The organism is Thermus thermamylovorans, assembly GCF_004307015.1.
GTDB lineage: Bacteria > Deinococcota > Deinococci > Deinococcales > Thermaceae > Thermus > Thermus thermamylovorans.
In genome coordinates, this window is sequence record NZ_SIJL01000015.1 from 1 (window position 1) to 13,322 (window position 13,322).

The 13,322-nt window shown below is 70.2% G+C and carries 13 protein-coding genes, 1 tRNA gene and 1 pseudogene; 7 read left to right on the forward strand and 8 right to left on the reverse strand.

What is annotated here, in order from left to right:
• The 5 genes and pseudogenes from ETP66_RS09790 to ETP66_RS09810 form a co-directional block, all read right to left on the reverse strand.
• Positions 1-246, reverse strand: a pseudogene (locus ETP66_RS09790) (sulfur oxidation c-type cytochrome SoxX); the annotation flags it as partial.
• Between the two features lie 9 nt (positions 247-255).
• Positions 256-1,020 (reverse strand): sulfur oxidation c-type cytochrome SoxA, encoded by a 765-nt coding sequence (gene soxA / locus ETP66_RS09795; RefSeq protein ID WP_130842482.1) that lies wholly within the window; start codon positions 1,018-1,020, stop codon positions 256-258.
• A 70-nt stretch (positions 1,021-1,090) separates the two neighbouring features.
• Positions 1,091-1,417: a thiosulfate oxidation carrier complex protein SoxZ gene (gene soxZ / locus ETP66_RS09800; protein WP_130842454.1), complete on the reverse strand. Its 327-nt coding sequence runs from the start codon at positions 1,415-1,417 to the stop codon at positions 1,091-1,093.
• A gap of 14 nt (positions 1,418-1,431) precedes the next feature.
• Positions 1,432-1,884, reverse strand: a complete 453-nt coding sequence (gene soxY, locus ETP66_RS09805; RefSeq protein ID WP_130842455.1) for a thiosulfate oxidation carrier protein SoxY — start codon at positions 1,882-1,884, stop codon at positions 1,432-1,434.
• Entirely contained in the window at positions 1,877-2,305 is a 429-nt protein-coding gene (locus ETP66_RS09810; RefSeq protein ID WP_130842456.1) for a thioredoxin fold domain-containing protein, read from the reverse strand. The genes soxY and ETP66_RS09810 overlap by 8 nt, the downstream gene beginning before the upstream one ends.
• Positions 2,306-2,542: 237 nt before the next feature.
• Between ETP66_RS09810 and ETP66_RS09815 the strand changes: the two genes are divergently transcribed.
• The 5 genes from ETP66_RS09815 to ETP66_RS09835 all read left to right on the forward strand — a co-directional run bounded on the left by ETP66_RS09815 (position 2,543) and on the right by ETP66_RS09835 (position 5,841).
• The gene (locus ETP66_RS09815) at positions 2,543-2,992 is read left to right on the forward strand and encodes a c-type cytochrome (RefSeq protein WP_130842457.1); all 450 of its coding nucleotides are present in this window, start codon (positions 2,543-2,545) and stop codon (positions 2,990-2,992) included.
• A gap of 59 nt (positions 2,993-3,051) precedes the next feature.
• On the forward strand, positions 3,052-4,002 hold the full coding sequence (locus ETP66_RS09820) for an ABC transporter ATP-binding protein (RefSeq protein ID WP_130842458.1): 951 nt from the start codon (positions 3,052-3,054) through the stop codon (positions 4,000-4,002).
• Positions 3,999-4,610 carry a thiamine diphosphokinase gene (locus ETP66_RS09825; protein ID WP_130842459.1) on the forward strand — a complete coding sequence of 204 codons (612 nt, stop codon included), beginning with the start codon at positions 3,999-4,001 and terminating at the stop codon, positions 4,608-4,610. The genes ETP66_RS09820 and ETP66_RS09825 overlap by 4 nt, the downstream gene beginning before the upstream one ends.
• Positions 4,611-4,691: 81 nt before the next feature.
• Positions 4,692-4,767 (forward strand) — tRNA-Lys (locus ETP66_RS09830).
• Positions 4,768-4,812: 45 nt separating this feature from the next.
• Positions 4,813-5,841 carry a DUF815 domain-containing protein gene (locus ETP66_RS09835; RefSeq protein WP_430731884.1) on the forward strand — a complete coding sequence of 343 codons (1,029 nt, stop codon included), beginning with the start codon at positions 4,813-4,815 and terminating at the stop codon, positions 5,839-5,841.
• Here ETP66_RS09835 and pyrG read toward each other — a convergent pair.
• Positions 5,838-7,487, reverse strand: coding sequence for a CTP synthase (gene pyrG, locus ETP66_RS09840; protein WP_130842461.1), 1,650 nt, complete (start codon positions 7,485-7,487; stop codon positions 5,838-5,840). The two genes, ETP66_RS09835 and pyrG, sit on opposite strands and share 4 nt — an antisense overlap.
• Positions 7,488-7,619: 132 nt before the next feature.
• Here pyrG and rplM point away from each other — a divergent pair, with 132 nt between their 5' ends.
• Positions 7,620-8,051: a 50S ribosomal protein L13 gene (gene rplM / locus ETP66_RS09845; protein ID WP_130842462.1), complete on the forward strand. Its 432-nt coding sequence runs from the start codon at positions 7,620-7,622 to the stop codon at positions 8,049-8,051.
• On the forward strand, positions 8,051-8,437 hold the full coding sequence (gene rpsI / locus ETP66_RS09850) for a 30S ribosomal protein S9 (protein WP_130842463.1): 387 nt from the start codon (positions 8,051-8,053) through the stop codon (positions 8,435-8,437). The genes rplM and rpsI overlap by 1 nt, the downstream gene beginning before the upstream one ends.
• 24 nt (positions 8,438-8,461) lie before the next feature.
• On the opposite strand, the gene ETP66_RS09855 is transcribed toward rpsI, so the two are convergent.
• A complete protein-coding gene (locus ETP66_RS09855; protein ID WP_130842464.1) occupies positions 8,462-11,056 on the reverse strand; it encodes a UvrD-helicase domain-containing protein in 2,595 nt (864 codons plus the stop codon).
• Positions 11,053-13,260, reverse strand: coding sequence for a PD-(D/E)XK nuclease family protein (locus tag ETP66_RS09860; protein WP_130842465.1), 2,208 nt, complete (start codon positions 13,258-13,260; stop codon positions 11,053-11,055). The genes ETP66_RS09855 and ETP66_RS09860 overlap by 4 nt, the downstream gene beginning before the upstream one ends.
• Between the last annotated feature and the right edge of the window lie 62 nt (positions 13,261-13,322).

Here is a 13,322-nt window from a genome sequence, read left to right on the forward strand (position 1 = left end):
GATCAGGGCCCGCTGCTCCGCCAAAAACTCCCCTAAGGCCTCCGGGGGCAGGCGGTTTCTGTGGAGGGAGCAGAGGGCCTGGTCAGGCCGCTGGTTGGCGAAGGCCTCCCAGTAGGCCCGCCCCGCGGTCCGCACCGCCTCCAGCTCCCGTTCGTTCAGGTAGCGCTGGGCCAGGGCGGAAAGCCCGGCAAGAGCCAGGTAGAGGGCGGGCAGGGCCAAAAGAAGGGCAAAGGGTACCTTTTTCACGCCTCCTCCTCACCGCACGAAGGCCGGCCACTCCTCCACCACCACCCCGTTGGCGTGGTAGGCCATGAAAAGCTGCAAGGCCAAAATGGGCAGGGAGTACAGCTCCGGCCCCGGGTGGCCGATCACCGTGTAGCAGGCGCGGATGCGGTCCTGCATGGTCCAGGCCTGGTCGTTGGAGTAGCGGTAGGCGGGCCAGTTGGTCCAGGACTTGTCCTTCCCCAGGACGTCGGCATAGGGCAGGACCCCGGCGCGGCGGCCCACGTAGGTCACGTGGCAGGTGGCGCAGCCCATGTCCCGGGCGCCGGAGCGGGCGTAGAAGAGCCTTTCGCCCAGGGCGTAAAGCTCCCGCTCCTGGGGGAAGAGGAGGCGCACCTGGATGGGCTTGCCCGTGGAGTAGCTGGCGATGTAGAAGGCCAGGGCCACCACCTCGGAGCGCCGTACCTGCTCCGGCCGGAAACCCTGGACCCGGGTCATGCAGGTGAGGATGCGGCTGTCCAGATCCTCCACCCGGTTGGTGTCCAGGAAGTAGCGGGGAAGCCGGGCCGCGGCCCCCTCCAGCACCCCTGGGCCCAAACCGAAGTCGCAGGCCTCCATGGTCTTCCCGCTGGGCCCCCGGCGGTAAAAGAGATCCCGGCCCTCCTCCACGATGAGCTCCGTGGGCAGGATGCCTGCGGTCTCCAGGAGGAGCTGTTTCTGCCTCCTGGCCTCTTCCCGGGGATCGGCGAACTCCTGGGCCAAGGCGGCGACCAGGGCGAGGGCCGCCGCCAGGACCATCCAGGGAAAAGCGGCACGGGATGGCATAACCCACCTCCATAAGGGCGCCCGGCGGACCGGGCGCCTCCCTTTAGGCCAACTCCAGCCTGGTCGTGCCTTCCCCCGTATCCCCGCTGAGATCCCTAAGCCTCACGGTAAAGGTCCCCGGCCTCTCCGCCCTGAACTTGAAGCCGTAGAGGGGGTTGGCGCTGGTGGAGGGGCCGGGACGAGCCTCGGCCACCTTCTCCCCCTCGAAGAGCACCTCCACCAGGTTGATGTAGTTGGCGGGGATCAGGTTGCCCTGGGCGTCCCGGGTGGTGCCCGGGTGGTTGGGGTGCTGGGCCACCGCCTGGAGCCGGAACTCCTCCCCCGCCTTGGGCCTAGCCGGGTTAAGCCGTACGATCACACGAATGGCCATGGCTCACCTCCTTCCTAGCCGCAGCCCCCCACGGTCACGCGGGTGCTGGCCGAGGCGAGAAGCAACCTCCCGTCCGCCGTCTCCACCACCGCCCGCACCGCGCTGGTCTCCGCCAGCCGCACCCGGGTGGCGTAGGCGGGCAGGGCCTTCATGGGCATGAAGCTGGCCAGGCGCGGGGTGGGGTTCTTGTCGGCGAAGAGGTGGATGGCCTTCACCTGGGCCGAGGGGAGCTCGACCTCCACCTCCGCGGGCACGTTGGCCCCGCTCTCCGCGATGGAGGGCATGGTGAGCCGCACCAGGTTCGAAGGGGTGAGGTCCCGGAAGCCCTTGCCCAAAGCCTCCTGCAGGGCCTTCTCCAGGTTGGCCAGATCCTCGCCCTCCAGGGCCTGGGCCCGCACGGGCAGTCCCGCCAGGGCCAGGGCCCCAAGGGCCACACCGGTGCTTCTCAAAAACGCTCGCCTATTCACACACACCTCCCTTGGCGCACATCCGGCGCAGCTCCTCCAGGAACTGCGCCCGGGGCCGGCTGCCGAAAAGCCGGCCCACCTCTTCCCACGTCCCCTGGTGGGGGACGAGGAAGACAAAGGTGGGAACGCCCGGCGCCCGGAGCCGCCGGGCCAGGTCCTGCCCCTCCCGGGTGGCGGTGCTCACCGAAGCTACCACATAACGCTCCTCCAGAAGCTGGGTCACCGCCGGGTCCGAAAGGACGAAGGTGTTCATCTGCTCGCAGTAGGGGCAGTGGGGGCTGTGGAAGTAGACCATGACCATGCGCCCGTGAGCCTGGGCCAGGTGCAAGGCTTCCACGTAGGGATACCATCGGGAGAAGTTCGCCCCCGCCAGGGCCGTGCTCAGGAGAACCAGCGTCCAAGTTACCCGGTATGCGTACATATTTTACACCACCTGGGTACACCCAAGGACATTTGTACCTTAGCAAGCTGAGGGGGAGAAATCAAGTCTTGAGGCCACCCTCTTTGTTCCCTTCCTCACCAAATACCCATGAGGCTATCCTTATTACCCCGCTGCCCAACCCCCTGAGCCGGCCAGCAGCCTACCTAAAGGCTCCTTAAAGCCCAGACCCTTGACGGGGGAGTAGGCAGGGGCTACCCTATACCCCGGAGGGTAAAGATGAAGCGAGCGCTCGTAACCCTTCTCCTTCTCGGCGGCCTGGCCCTGGCGCAGCAGCAGGGGGCCCAGCTTTACCAGCAGTGCGCGGGCTGCCACCAGGCCAACGGCCAAGGGGTGCGGGGAGCCTTCCCCCCTCTGGCGGGCCACATGGCGGAGATCCTCGGCAAGGAAAACGGGCGGGAGTTTCTGATCCTGGTGCTGCTCTGGGGGCTCCAGGGGCAGATAGAGGTCCAAGGAGTGCGCTACAACGGGGTCATGCCCGCTTACAACCAGTGGACGGACGAGCAGATCGCCGCCGTCCTCAACCACATCGCCACCGCCTGGGGCGACCACCAGCGGGTCCAGGGCTGGCGTCCCTTCACCGCCGCCGAGGTGAAGGCGGTGCGGGACAAGGGCCGCCGCACCCCCCAGCAGGTGCTGGAGGAACGCCGGAGGATCGGTCTGCGGTAGGACCTTGGGCGGTGGAAACTCCGGGGCCAAAGGCCCCGGAGTGGCTTTTAATGGTAAAGATGCTGGCGCTGGAACTGAGCAAGGCCTTCCCCGGTTTCCGGCTGGTCCTCGCCTTAGAGGCCGCGGAGGGAGAAGTGCTCGCCCTCTTGGGCCCCTCGGGAAGTGGCAAGAGTACCGTACTCAAGCTCATCGCCGGGCTCCTTGCCCCCGAATGGGGCTACGTGCGCTTTGGAGGCCTGGACTTAACCTCCCTGCCCCCGGAAAGGCGCGGGGTGGGCTTTCTCTTCCAAGACTACGCCCTCTTTCCCCACCTCACGGTGGCGGAGAACATCGCCTTCAGCCTGGTAGAGGCCCGCTGGCCAAGGGAAAAGCGGGCAGCCCGGGTAGGGGAACTTTTAGAGCGGATGGAGCTCCTGCCGCATGCTGCCAAGCGCCCCCAAGAGCTCTCCGGTGGGGAGCAGCAAAGGGTGGCCCTGGCCCGAGCCCTGGCCCCCAAACCCAGACTCCTCCTCCTGGACGAGCCCCTCGGAGCCTTGGACCTTCGCCTGCGGGAAGACCTCCTCCTTTTCCTGCGGACGGCCCTTCGGGAAGAGCGGGTGACCACCTTGCTGGTCACCCACGACCAGGGCGAGGCTTTCCTTCTGGCCCACAGGGTGGCGGTCATCCGGGAGGGAAGGCTGGTCCAGGTAGGCCGCCCCGAAGACGTGTACGCCAAGCCCAAAGACGTCTGGACTGCCCGCTTCCTGGGGCACAAGAACGTGCTCTCCTCGGAAGAAAGCCACGCCCTAGGGCTTCCCGCCAGACCCCATCTCCTGCCCCCCTGGGCCTTAAGCTTGGGGGGGCCCGGGGAGGGGGTGGTGGAGGCAAGGCTTTTCTATGGGCCCCGGGTGGGGCTTTGGGTGCGGACGGGGAGGGCAAGGCTTTACCTCGAGGTCCAAGAGGGCCCGGGCGAAGGGGCCCCGGTGGGCCTCCACCTGGACCTCACCCAGGCGGTACCCTTGGAAGGATGAAGCGCTTGGCCCTTCTCCTGGGCGGCCCCCTTCTGACCACGGAGGCCCTAAAGGAGAGGCTTTCGGGCTACCGCCTCCTGGCGGCGGACTCCGGGGCCCGGCACGCCCTGGCCCTGGGGCTCCCCCTGGAGCTATGGCTTGGGGACTTTGACTCCAGCCCCCCCTGGCTCCGGGAGGCCCTCCCCGCCCCCAAGGAGACCCTCCCCCGGGAGAAGGACCAGACCGATGGGGAGGCCCTGGTGCGGCGGGCCTTGGAGTTGGGGGCGGAGGAGGCGCTCCTCCTGGGGGCCCTGGGCGGGCGGCTGGACCACACCCTGGCCCACCTGGAGCTGGCCTTCCACCTGGCGGAACGGGGGGTAAGGGTGGAGCTCACCGACGGGCTTACCCAGGCCTTCCCCCTTCTTCTTGGACCCCACGCCTTCCCCCTGGCAAAAGGGCGTTCCTTCAGCCTCCTACCCTTCCCCGAGGCCACCTTAGCCCTGGAAGGAGCCCGCTGGAACCTTCCCCCCACCCCCCTCAAGGCCACCACGCTCACCCTGGAGAACCAGGCCCTGGGGCCCATCCGGGTCTGGGTGGAAGGAGGGCGGGCGGTGCTTTACCTGTTTTAGCCGCCTTGACAGGGCCTTGGGGGAGGGCTACACTGGCTTTTGGCGTTAAGGCCAGCGCCGTGTCCGCCTACGGTGTGGCTTGGGCCGCTAGCTCAACCGGTAGAGCAACCGACTCTTAATCGGTGGGTTACAGGTTCGAGTCCTGTGCGGCCCACCAAAGACCCCCGGGGTGACCCGGGGGGTTCTCCTTAAGATGGGCCCCATGGAGCTCCCCAAGCACCCCTTGGACCTCCTCCCCATGGACCTGCCCCAGGGGGAGCCCTGGGGCTACGCCTTCGCCCAGAGCCTCCTTCGGGCCCCATGGGCCTGGCGGGCCCTCAGGCCTACCCCAGGGATCCTGGATCTCATCCGGCTGGACCTCGAGGCCCTCCACCTGGAGCTTTCGCGCCGGAGGGAGGACTTCCCCCTGGGGGCCCTGGGGGAAAGGCCCCCCCACCCCGCGGAGGAGGGGGCCTTGAAGGCTCTCCTCAGCCGGGACCCGGAGGCTCTGGTGGCGACCCTAAAGGCCCACGGTCCCTACCCCTTCGCCCTCCACCGGGCCTTCCGCTTCGCCGGAGAAGAAGTGCGCCCTCTTCCCCATCCCCGCCTCCCCCGGGAAGACGAGCTGGTGGGCTACGAGGCCCAGCTCAGGGCCCTGAGGGAAAACGCCCGCCGCTTCCTCTCGGGCAAGCCCGCCCCGCACACCCTCCTTTACGGGGCCCGGGGCACGGGCAAGAGCACCGCGGCCAAGGGCCTCCTCCACCTCCCCGGGGCCCGCATGGTGGAGGTGGAGCCAAAGGAGCTAGCCCGCCTCGAGGGCCTCCTGGAACGGCTCGCTCTCCTCCCCCACCGCTTTTTCCTCTTCCTGGACGACCTCTCCCTGGACCCGGAGGACGAGGCTTTCCGCCACCTCAAGGCCCTCCTGGAGGGAAGCCTCGAGGGTCCCCCGGAAAACGTCCTCTTGCTCGCCACCTCCAACCGCCGCCACCTGGTGCGCCGCCTGGGGGAGAACCCCCTGCCCGGGGCGGATCCCGGGGCCTGGGACGAGCTCCAAGACACCCTGGCCCTCTCCGAGCGCTTCGGGCTGGTGCTCACCTTCCCCCCCTTCGACAAGGCCCTTTTCCTGAAGGCGGTGGCCCACCACCTGGGCCGGAGCCTGACCCCGGAGGAGGAAGCCGCAGCCCTCCGCTTCGCCCTGCAACGGGGCTTCTCCGGGCGGGTGGCCCGGCAGTTCGCCCAAAGCCTGCCCTAAAGCCCGGTGTACCTCAGGGCCGCCTCCACGAAGCCCGCGAAGGGGGGCGAGGGGCGCATGGGGCGGCTCTTGAACTCGGGGTGGCTCTGGAGGCCCAGGAAGAAGGGGTGGTCCTTGAGCTCGATGGCCTCCACCAGCCCCGCCCCCCGGCCCCGCATGCCGGGGGTGGTGGCGGAGACCACGAGGCCCGCCCGCTCCAGCCCGTCCACGTAGAGGGGGTTCACCTCGTAGCGGTGGCGGTGGCGCTCCAAGGCCTCCTCCCTCCCGTAGAGGCGGTGGAGGAGGGTGCCCTCCCGGATGCGCATGGGCCAGTCCCCCAGGCGCATGGTGCCCCCCAGGCCCTCCACCTCCAATTGCTCCGGCATGAGGTCGATGACCGGGTGGGGGGTGTAGGGGTCGAACTCCGTGGAGTTGGCCCCCTTGAGCCCGGCCACGTTGCGGGCGAACTCGATCACCGCGATCTGCAGGCCCAAGCAGATGCCCAGGTAGGGGATCTTTCGCTCCCGGGCGTACTGGGCGGCCCGCACCTTGCCCTCGATGCCCCGAACGCCAAAGCCCCCGGGGACGAGAATCCCGGCCACGTCCCGGAAGGCCGCGTCCAGGTCCCCCTCCTCCAGGCCTTCCGCGTCCACCCACCTCACCTCCACCCGGGCCCGGTTCCGGATCCCGGCGTGCTTGAGGGCCTCCAGGAGGGAGAGGTAGGCGTCGGGCATCTTCACGTACTTCCCGGCGATGGCGATCCGCACCGTGCGCTCGGGGCGCTTCAGGACCCGCACCGCCTCCTGCCAGAAGGCCAGGTTAGGGAAGACGGGCTCCAGGCCCAAGGCCCGTTCCACCGCCCGGCCCAGGCCCTGCTCCTCCAGGAGGAGGGGCACCTCGTAGAGGTGCTCCACGTTGGGGCTAGAGAAGACGTTCCCCGGGCGCACGTTGGTGAAGAGGGCCACCTTCTTCCGCACCTCTTCCGGCACCGGCTTCACCGAGCGGAGCACCACGGCATCGGGTTGGATGCCCACCCCGCGCAGCGTGGCCACGGAGTGCTGGGTGGGCTTGGTCTTGAACTCCTCGCTGGTCTCCAGGTAGGGGACCAGGGTGAGGTGGATGTAGAAGGTGTTCCCCTCCCCCTCGTCGAAGCGGAACTGGCGGATGGCCTCCAGGAAGGGCAGGCTCTCGATGTCCCCCACCGTGCCCCCCACCTCCACCACCGCCACCTCCGCCTCCTGCTCCCCGGCCACCTGGCGGATGCGCTCCTTGATCTCGTCGGTGATGTGGGGGATCACCTGCACCGTCTGGGAGAGGTACTCCCCCCTTCGCTCCTTCTGGATCACCGAGAGGTAGACCTGGCCGGTGGTGAGGTTGTTGCCCCGGGAGAGGTCCAGGTCCAAAAAGCGCTCGTAGTGGCCGATGTCCAGGTCGGTCTCCGCCCCATCGGCGGTGACGAAGACCTCCCCGTGCTCGTAGGGGCGCATGGTGCCCGCGTCCACGTTCACGTAGGGGTCGATCTTGATGGCCGTGACCCGGTAGCCCCGGGCCCGCAAGAGGGCCCCCAGGGAAGAGGTGAGGATGCCCTTCCCCAGGCTGGACACCACCCCCCCGGTCACGAACACGTACTTCCTTGGCCTCGAGGTGCCTTGGGAATCCCCGTTCACGGGGCTTTAGCCTACCACATCTGGCGCAAGGGGTAGGGTCTATGGTAGAGTTTTCTTTGGCGTTCTTGCGGGGTCCCCCGATCCCCCGGCAAGAACGGGCGCTTGGCAGAGGGAATACGGAGGGCCCTGGTCATGCTTCCCAAGACGTACGTACCCAAGGAGGTCGAACCCCGCTGGGTTCTCATCGACGCCGAGGGCAAGACCCTAGGCAGGCTCGCCACGAGGATCGCCACCCTTCTCCGGGGCAAGCACCGCCCCGACTGGACGCCCAACGTGCCCATGGGGGACTTTGTGGTGGTGGTGAACGCCGATAAGATCCGCCTCACGGGCAAGAAGCTCAAGCAGAAGGTCTACACCCGCTACAGCGGCTACCAGGGGGGCCTCAAGGAGGTCACGGCGGAGAAGATGCTCGCCACCCACCCCGAGAGGGTGCTGGAGCACGCGGTGAAGGGCATGCTCCCCAAGGGGCCCTTGGGCCGGAGGCTCTTCAAGCGCCTCAAGGTCTATGCCGGCCCCACCCACCCCCACCAGGCCCAGAAGCCGGTGAAGCTGGAGGTCCAGTGATGGAGCAGTACTACGGCACCGGGAGGCGCAAGGAGGCGGTGGCCCGGGTCTTCCTCCGGCCCGGAAGCGGCAAGGTCACCGTGAACGGCGAGGACTTCCAGGACTACTTCCAGGGCATCGTGCGGGCGGTGGCGGCCCTGGAGCCCTTGAGGGCGGTGGACGTCCTGGGGCGCTTCGACGCCTACATCACCGTGCGCGGGGGGGGCAAGAGCGGCCAGGTGGACGCCATCCGGCTGGGGGTGGCCCGGGCGCTTCTGCGCTACAACCCCGACTACCGGGCTAGGCTCAAGCCCCTGGGCTTCCTCACCCGGGACGCCCGCGTGGTGGAGCGCAAGAAGTACGGCAAGCACAAGGCCCGCCGCGCGCCCCAGTACTCCAAGCGCTAGGCGGCTTTCCCCACCCCCCGAGGCTCAGGCCTCGGGGGGTTTCGCCCCCTCCAGCTCCGCGAGGGCCTCCCGCAGCTCCTCGGGGGTGAAGGGGTACACCCTCTGCGGGCGCAGGTAGACGAGCCGGGCCTCGGCCTCCACCCCCCAGGCCCGCCGGACCGCCTCAAGGTAGAGGGCCAGCTGGAGCCGGTAGCGCTCGGGGTGGACCTCCCGGTCGGTCTTGTAATCGTCCAGGTACCAGCGCCCCCCCGCCCGGTAGAGGCGGTCCAGCACCCCCTGCCAGACAGTGCCTCCGAGGGGGAGGACCAGGGGCAGCTCAGGGTAATCCTCCTCCCGGGCCTCCAGGGGGGGCAGGGCCTTCCCCAGCAGGGCCCGGTAGTTCCCCAGGAGGCTTCGGACCTCCTCGAGGAGGGCCTGCCGCTCCCTCTCGGCAAGGGTCAGGGCCACCTCCTGGAGGAGGAGGGCCCCCATGGCCCCCTCGTCCTCCGGGTCCAGGTTCCGGGCCACGGCGTAGTGCACCAGGGTGCCCAGGGCCCGGGCGTACTCGGGCAGGGCCTCAGCCTCCAGGGCCTCGGAAAGGGCCAAGGGCTCCCCCTCCCCCTTGCGGTAGGCGCTGGGGGAGTAGACCGGGGGAAAGCGTTGGGGAAGGATGCGGTGCTCCGCGTAAGGGGCAGGGGGTGGGGACGCGGCTGAAGGAGGCGATGGGGGCAAAGGGGAGATTCGTTCCATAGCGTGGCGGCGTACCAGGGGGTCCTGGTCCTGAGGCCCTAGGCCCAGGTTCGCGAGGGCCTCGGCCCAGGGCCCGGGCCGCCCGGAGGCGCTTCCCGTGAGGAGAAGGACATCCCGGGCCCGGGAAAGGGCCACGTAGAGGAGGCGCAGGGACTCCTCCGCCTGGGCCCGGTCCAGGGCGCTTCCCAGGGTCTGGTACCCTTCCGTCCCCTCCAGGGCCACCTCCCCGTCCGGGCCCACCCGCAAGGGCTCCCGCCTCCCCCCTTCGTGGCGGGCCAAGTCGAAGACCGCCACCACCGGCCACTCCAGGCCCTTGGCCGCGTGGACGGTGAGGAGCCCCACCCCCTCGCCCCCTTCGGGGAGCTCGGAGGCCTCGGGGTCCTCGGCCCCCACCCGGAGCCAGTCCAAAAGGGCCTCCAGGTCGGGGAAGCGCTCCTCCGCGGCCAGGAGGAGGAGGGCGTCCAGGTTGGCCCGGGCCCTGCGGGAAAGCCGCCTGAGGAACCCCTCCTCCCGGACCAAGGCCTTCAGGGCCTCCAGGGGGCGGAAGGCGGCGAGCCCCTTGAGCCCCTCCAACCGCCCGCGCACCCCTGGGGGCAACAGGGGCACCGGGTCTTCCGCCTGCAGGGCCTCCTCCACCCGCCCCAGGTCCAGGCCCACAAAAGGCCCCCGCAGGAAGGCCAGGAGGGAGAGGCGCTCCTCGGGGCCCGGGGGACCCTCCAGCAGGGCCAGGCGGAGGGCGTGGTAGACGTCCCGCACCTCGGGGCGGCGGAAGAAGCTCCGCCCCCGCAGGAGGGCGTAGGGCACGCCCAGGGCCCGGAAGGCCCGCTCCAGGAAGGGAAGGCTCGCCCGGCTCCGCACCAGGACCGCCATCTCCCGGAAGGGGTAGCCCTGGGCGGCAAGGGCCTGCAGGCGCCCCGCCAGAAGCGCCGCCTCCCTCTCCCGCTTCCGGTCCAGGGGCCCCTCCCCCACCACCCAGTGGACCTCCACCCGGCCCTCCTCCCCCCGCACGGGGACCACGGGCACCCGCTCGGCCTGGGGGAAGAAACGCTCTGCGAAGCGGTTGAGGAGACGGGCCACCGCGCGCGCGTGCCGCCAGGTTTGGGCCAGGGCGCGCACCTCCGCCGCCTCCGCCAGGGCCTGGCGGAAGACCTCCACCCGGGCGTTGCGGAAGAGGTAGATGGACTGCTTGGGGTCCCCCACGGCCACCACCTCCGCCCCCGCCCCCTCCAGGGCCCGGAAGAAGCGGCCCTGCAGGGGGTTCAGGTCCTGAAACTCGTCGATGAGGAGGTGGGGAAAGCGCTCCACCACCCGGGCCAGGGCCTGCGGATGTTCCAGGAGGCGGAGGGCTTGGGCCTCGAGGTCCCCTGGCCCCAGGGCCTCCCGGGTGCGGCGGCGGTAGCCCCGAAGGGCCTCCTCATAGAGGGCCACGAGCCCCTCCGCCTCCGGCAGGGGGCGGAGGGCCTCCGCCAGGGAGCGCTTCCGGTGGAGGGCGAGGAGGGGTCCCTCCAGGCCTGGGTCCAGGCCCCGCAGGTAGAGGAGGCTCCTCACCTCCTCCAGGAAGAGGGCCTCGGCCAGGGGCTCGTCCAGGAGGGCGAAGTCCGGGTCCAGGGAGAGGAGGGGGGCGGTGTGGCGGAGCGCCTCCGCCATGAAGCCGTGGACCGTGGTGAAGACCGCCCCATGGGCCTCCCGCCGAGCCTCCTCCGCCCAGGGAGCGGAGGGGAGGTGGGCCACCTCCTCCTGGATGCGCCCCCTCAGCTCCTCCGCCGCCTTGCGGGTGAAGGTGACCGCGGCCACGCGCCTTAGGGGCACCCCCCGGTGCAAGAGGGCCAGGAGCTCCTGTACCAGGGTGTGGGTCTTGCCCGTGCCCGCGGAGGCCACGTAGAGCCTCACGCCTCCTCCTTGCGGCAGACGTCCTCCAGGCGACAGGCGTAGCAGGGGTAGCCGGGGTTGGGGCGGAACGCTCCTTCCCGCCAGCGAAGGAGCGCCTCTTCCAGCCGCAAGCGCACCGCCTCCACTTGGGGAGGCTTTTCCCCCTTACGGTAAGGGTGTTTGCGGTAAGGCCGGGGCTTCCCCAGGAAAGCCCAGGTCCAGAGGCGGACCTCTTCCACCTCCTTTCGCTGCAAAAGGGCTCCCAGCGCGTACCATTCCGTCCAGCGTCGCCGGGGGTCCAGGTCGGGTTCCCCCCCTGAGGGGAGGAGCCGGTAGAGGTGAACCACCCGCCCCCCCTCCTCCCGGCGCACCCCATCCAGGCGCAGGGCGAAGCGCCCCCCTGGCCAGCGGGCCCAAAAGACCATGCCCTCTAGGTGCTCCTGGTGGAGGGCCAGCCACGGGCCCACCTCCGGGTACCGGGCAAGCTCAGCCATCCTCTCGGGGAAGAGGTGCCAGCCCAAGGCCCCGCGCTCCGGGCGGAGGGGAAAGCGCTCCAGGTAGGCCCGGAAGGGGCACTCCCCGTGGCGGCGCAGCACCTCCAGGTGGGCGGGGGGGGCGCTGGAGGTGGGCAGGGGGGCGGCAAAGGGCTCCTCCGGCAGGGCCTCGAGGCGGCCCGCAGGAGGCAGGGGCTCTGGCCTCACCCCCCGCTCCAGGGGCGCGTAGGCCCCCGAGGGGCCCGCCTCCGGGTAGAGGAGGAAGACCTCCTCCCCCCGGGTGGCGAGTTCTTCCAGGAAGAGGGGGTCCAGGCCCCGGAGGCGCCGGGGAAGCCCCCGGAGGAGCCCCCGCTCCCTGAGCTCCTCCAGGAGGAAGTAGTCCTCCCTTTCCCCCAAGGTGTAGCGCCCCGCCACCCAGTCCAGGACGTAGGCCCGCCTGGCCCGCACCCCCGTGGCCCGCAAGGGGGGGAGGAGGGCCACCCCCCGGACGGGCTCTGGGGGAAGCGCCTCGTCCAGCAAGAGGCTCCGCCACCAGGCCAGGGGGTTCCCGGCGTCCGCCCGCAGGGCCAGGCGCAGCCGGGAGAGGAAGGGCTCCTTGGCCGCCACCCCGAGCCGCTCCAGGACCGCCTCCCCCCAGGCCAGGGGGTCGGGCCCCGGGGCGCGCAGGGCCAGGAAGGCCTGCCACTCGTGCAGAAGGCCCTCCCTCTCCGCCAGAAGGCCCAAGGCCTCCTCCCCCGCGAGGCCCAGGCGCAAGGCCCTCCGCCCCAGGTCGGCAAACCCCAGGGCCAGCAGGTCCCGCCCGGTGGGGAAAGGGTTCAAAAGGGCCAGGACCCTCTCCCCTTCCTCCGTATCCGCCAGGACCCCCTCCCGGCCGTCGTGAAGGGGTAGGCCGTACTCGTCCCCCAGGAGGAGAAGCCCGGGGATGCGGTCCTCTGGGGCCACCACCAGCACCGCAAAGGGGTCCAGGCTCTCCCCCCCCAGGGCCCTGGGGGCCAGGGCCCGCTTCAGGGCCCTTAGGAGGTGGCGGGCCTCCTCCACGGGGTTGGGGAGGGCCCAGACCACCTTCCGCACGGGCCTTGGGGCAAGCTCCTGCCAGGGCTCCAGGCCGTCCGGCAGAAGCTCCAGGGTGAGGAGGACCGGCACCTCCCGGGCCAGGCGCTGGAGGAAACGGAGGTCCAAAGGCCCCAGCTCCCGGTACCCGTCCACCACCAAAAGGTCCGGCTGGGGGAAGAGGCGCAAGGGGGCTTTTAGGGCCCGGTGGCGGAAGTCGTCGTAGTCCAGGTGGCCCCCTTTCAGGCGCTCATACCGGAAGTAGACCCGCCTCAGCCGCCCCGCCTCCCCCTCCTTGGGTAGGGCGAAAGGGGAGAGGCCAAAGCGCTTCAGCTCGGCGATGGCCCGGGCGAAGAGCCTGGCCTCCCCCGGGGCCACCTCTCCCTCCAGTTCCCGTAGGGCCTCCCCCACCAGGGCCACCCGCCCCGCTCCCGGCAGGAGGGGCCCCAGGCGGCCCGCCTCGGCCAGGGCCCGGTAGTATAGGGCCTGAAAGGAGAGGAACTCCAGGCCCAAGGAAGCCCTCCCCTCCCCCAGGAGGCGGTACAGGTAAGCCCGCTGGTGGGGCAGGCCCACCCAGTAGACCCGTCCCCGGCGGGAGAGGACCTCCTGGGCCCATCCCAAGGCCCAGGTGGTCTTTCCGGAGGCGGGTGGGCCCAGAAGAGGGTAAAGGCCGGGCTTCATATGGGACCATTCTATACCCTCCGCCAAAGGTGCCCCAAGGGCCAAGGAGGGCACGGGGTATA

Coding starts and splice junctions, on each gene's coding strand:
- rplM (WP_130842462.1), top strand. CDS start 7,620: ATGCTTCCCAAGACGTACGTACCCAAGGAGGTCGAACCCCGCTGGGTT.
- ETP66_RS09835 (WP_430731884.1), top strand. CDS start 4,813: ATGGAGCTCCCCAAGCACCCCTTGGACCTCCTCCCCATGGACCTGCCC.
- ETP66_RS09810 (WP_130842456.1), bottom strand. CDS start 2,305: ATGTACGCATACCGGGTAACTTGGACGCTGGTTCTCCTGAGCACGGCC.
- ETP66_RS09815 (WP_130842457.1), top strand. CDS start 2,543: ATGAAGCGAGCGCTCGTAACCCTTCTCCTTCTCGGCGGCCTGGCCCTG.
- rpsI (WP_130842463.1), top strand. CDS start 8,051: ATGGAGCAGTACTACGGCACCGGGAGGCGCAAGGAGGCGGTGGCCCGG.
- soxZ (WP_130842454.1), bottom strand. CDS start 1,417: ATGGCCATTCGTGTGATCGTACGGCTTAACCCGGCTAGGCCCAAGGCG.
- soxA (WP_130842482.1), bottom strand. CDS start 1,020: ATGGTCCTGGCGGCGGCCCTCGCCCTGGTCGCCGCCTTGGCCCAGGAG.
- ETP66_RS09825 (WP_130842459.1), top strand. CDS start 3,999: ATGAAGCGCTTGGCCCTTCTCCTGGGCGGCCCCCTTCTGACCACGGAG.
- ETP66_RS09820 (WP_130842458.1), top strand. CDS start 3,052: ATGCTGGCGCTGGAACTGAGCAAGGCCTTCCCCGGTTTCCGGCTGGTC.
- ETP66_RS09860 (WP_130842465.1), bottom strand. CDS start 13,260: ATGAAGCCCGGCCTTTACCCTCTTCTGGGCCCACCCGCCTCCGGAAAG.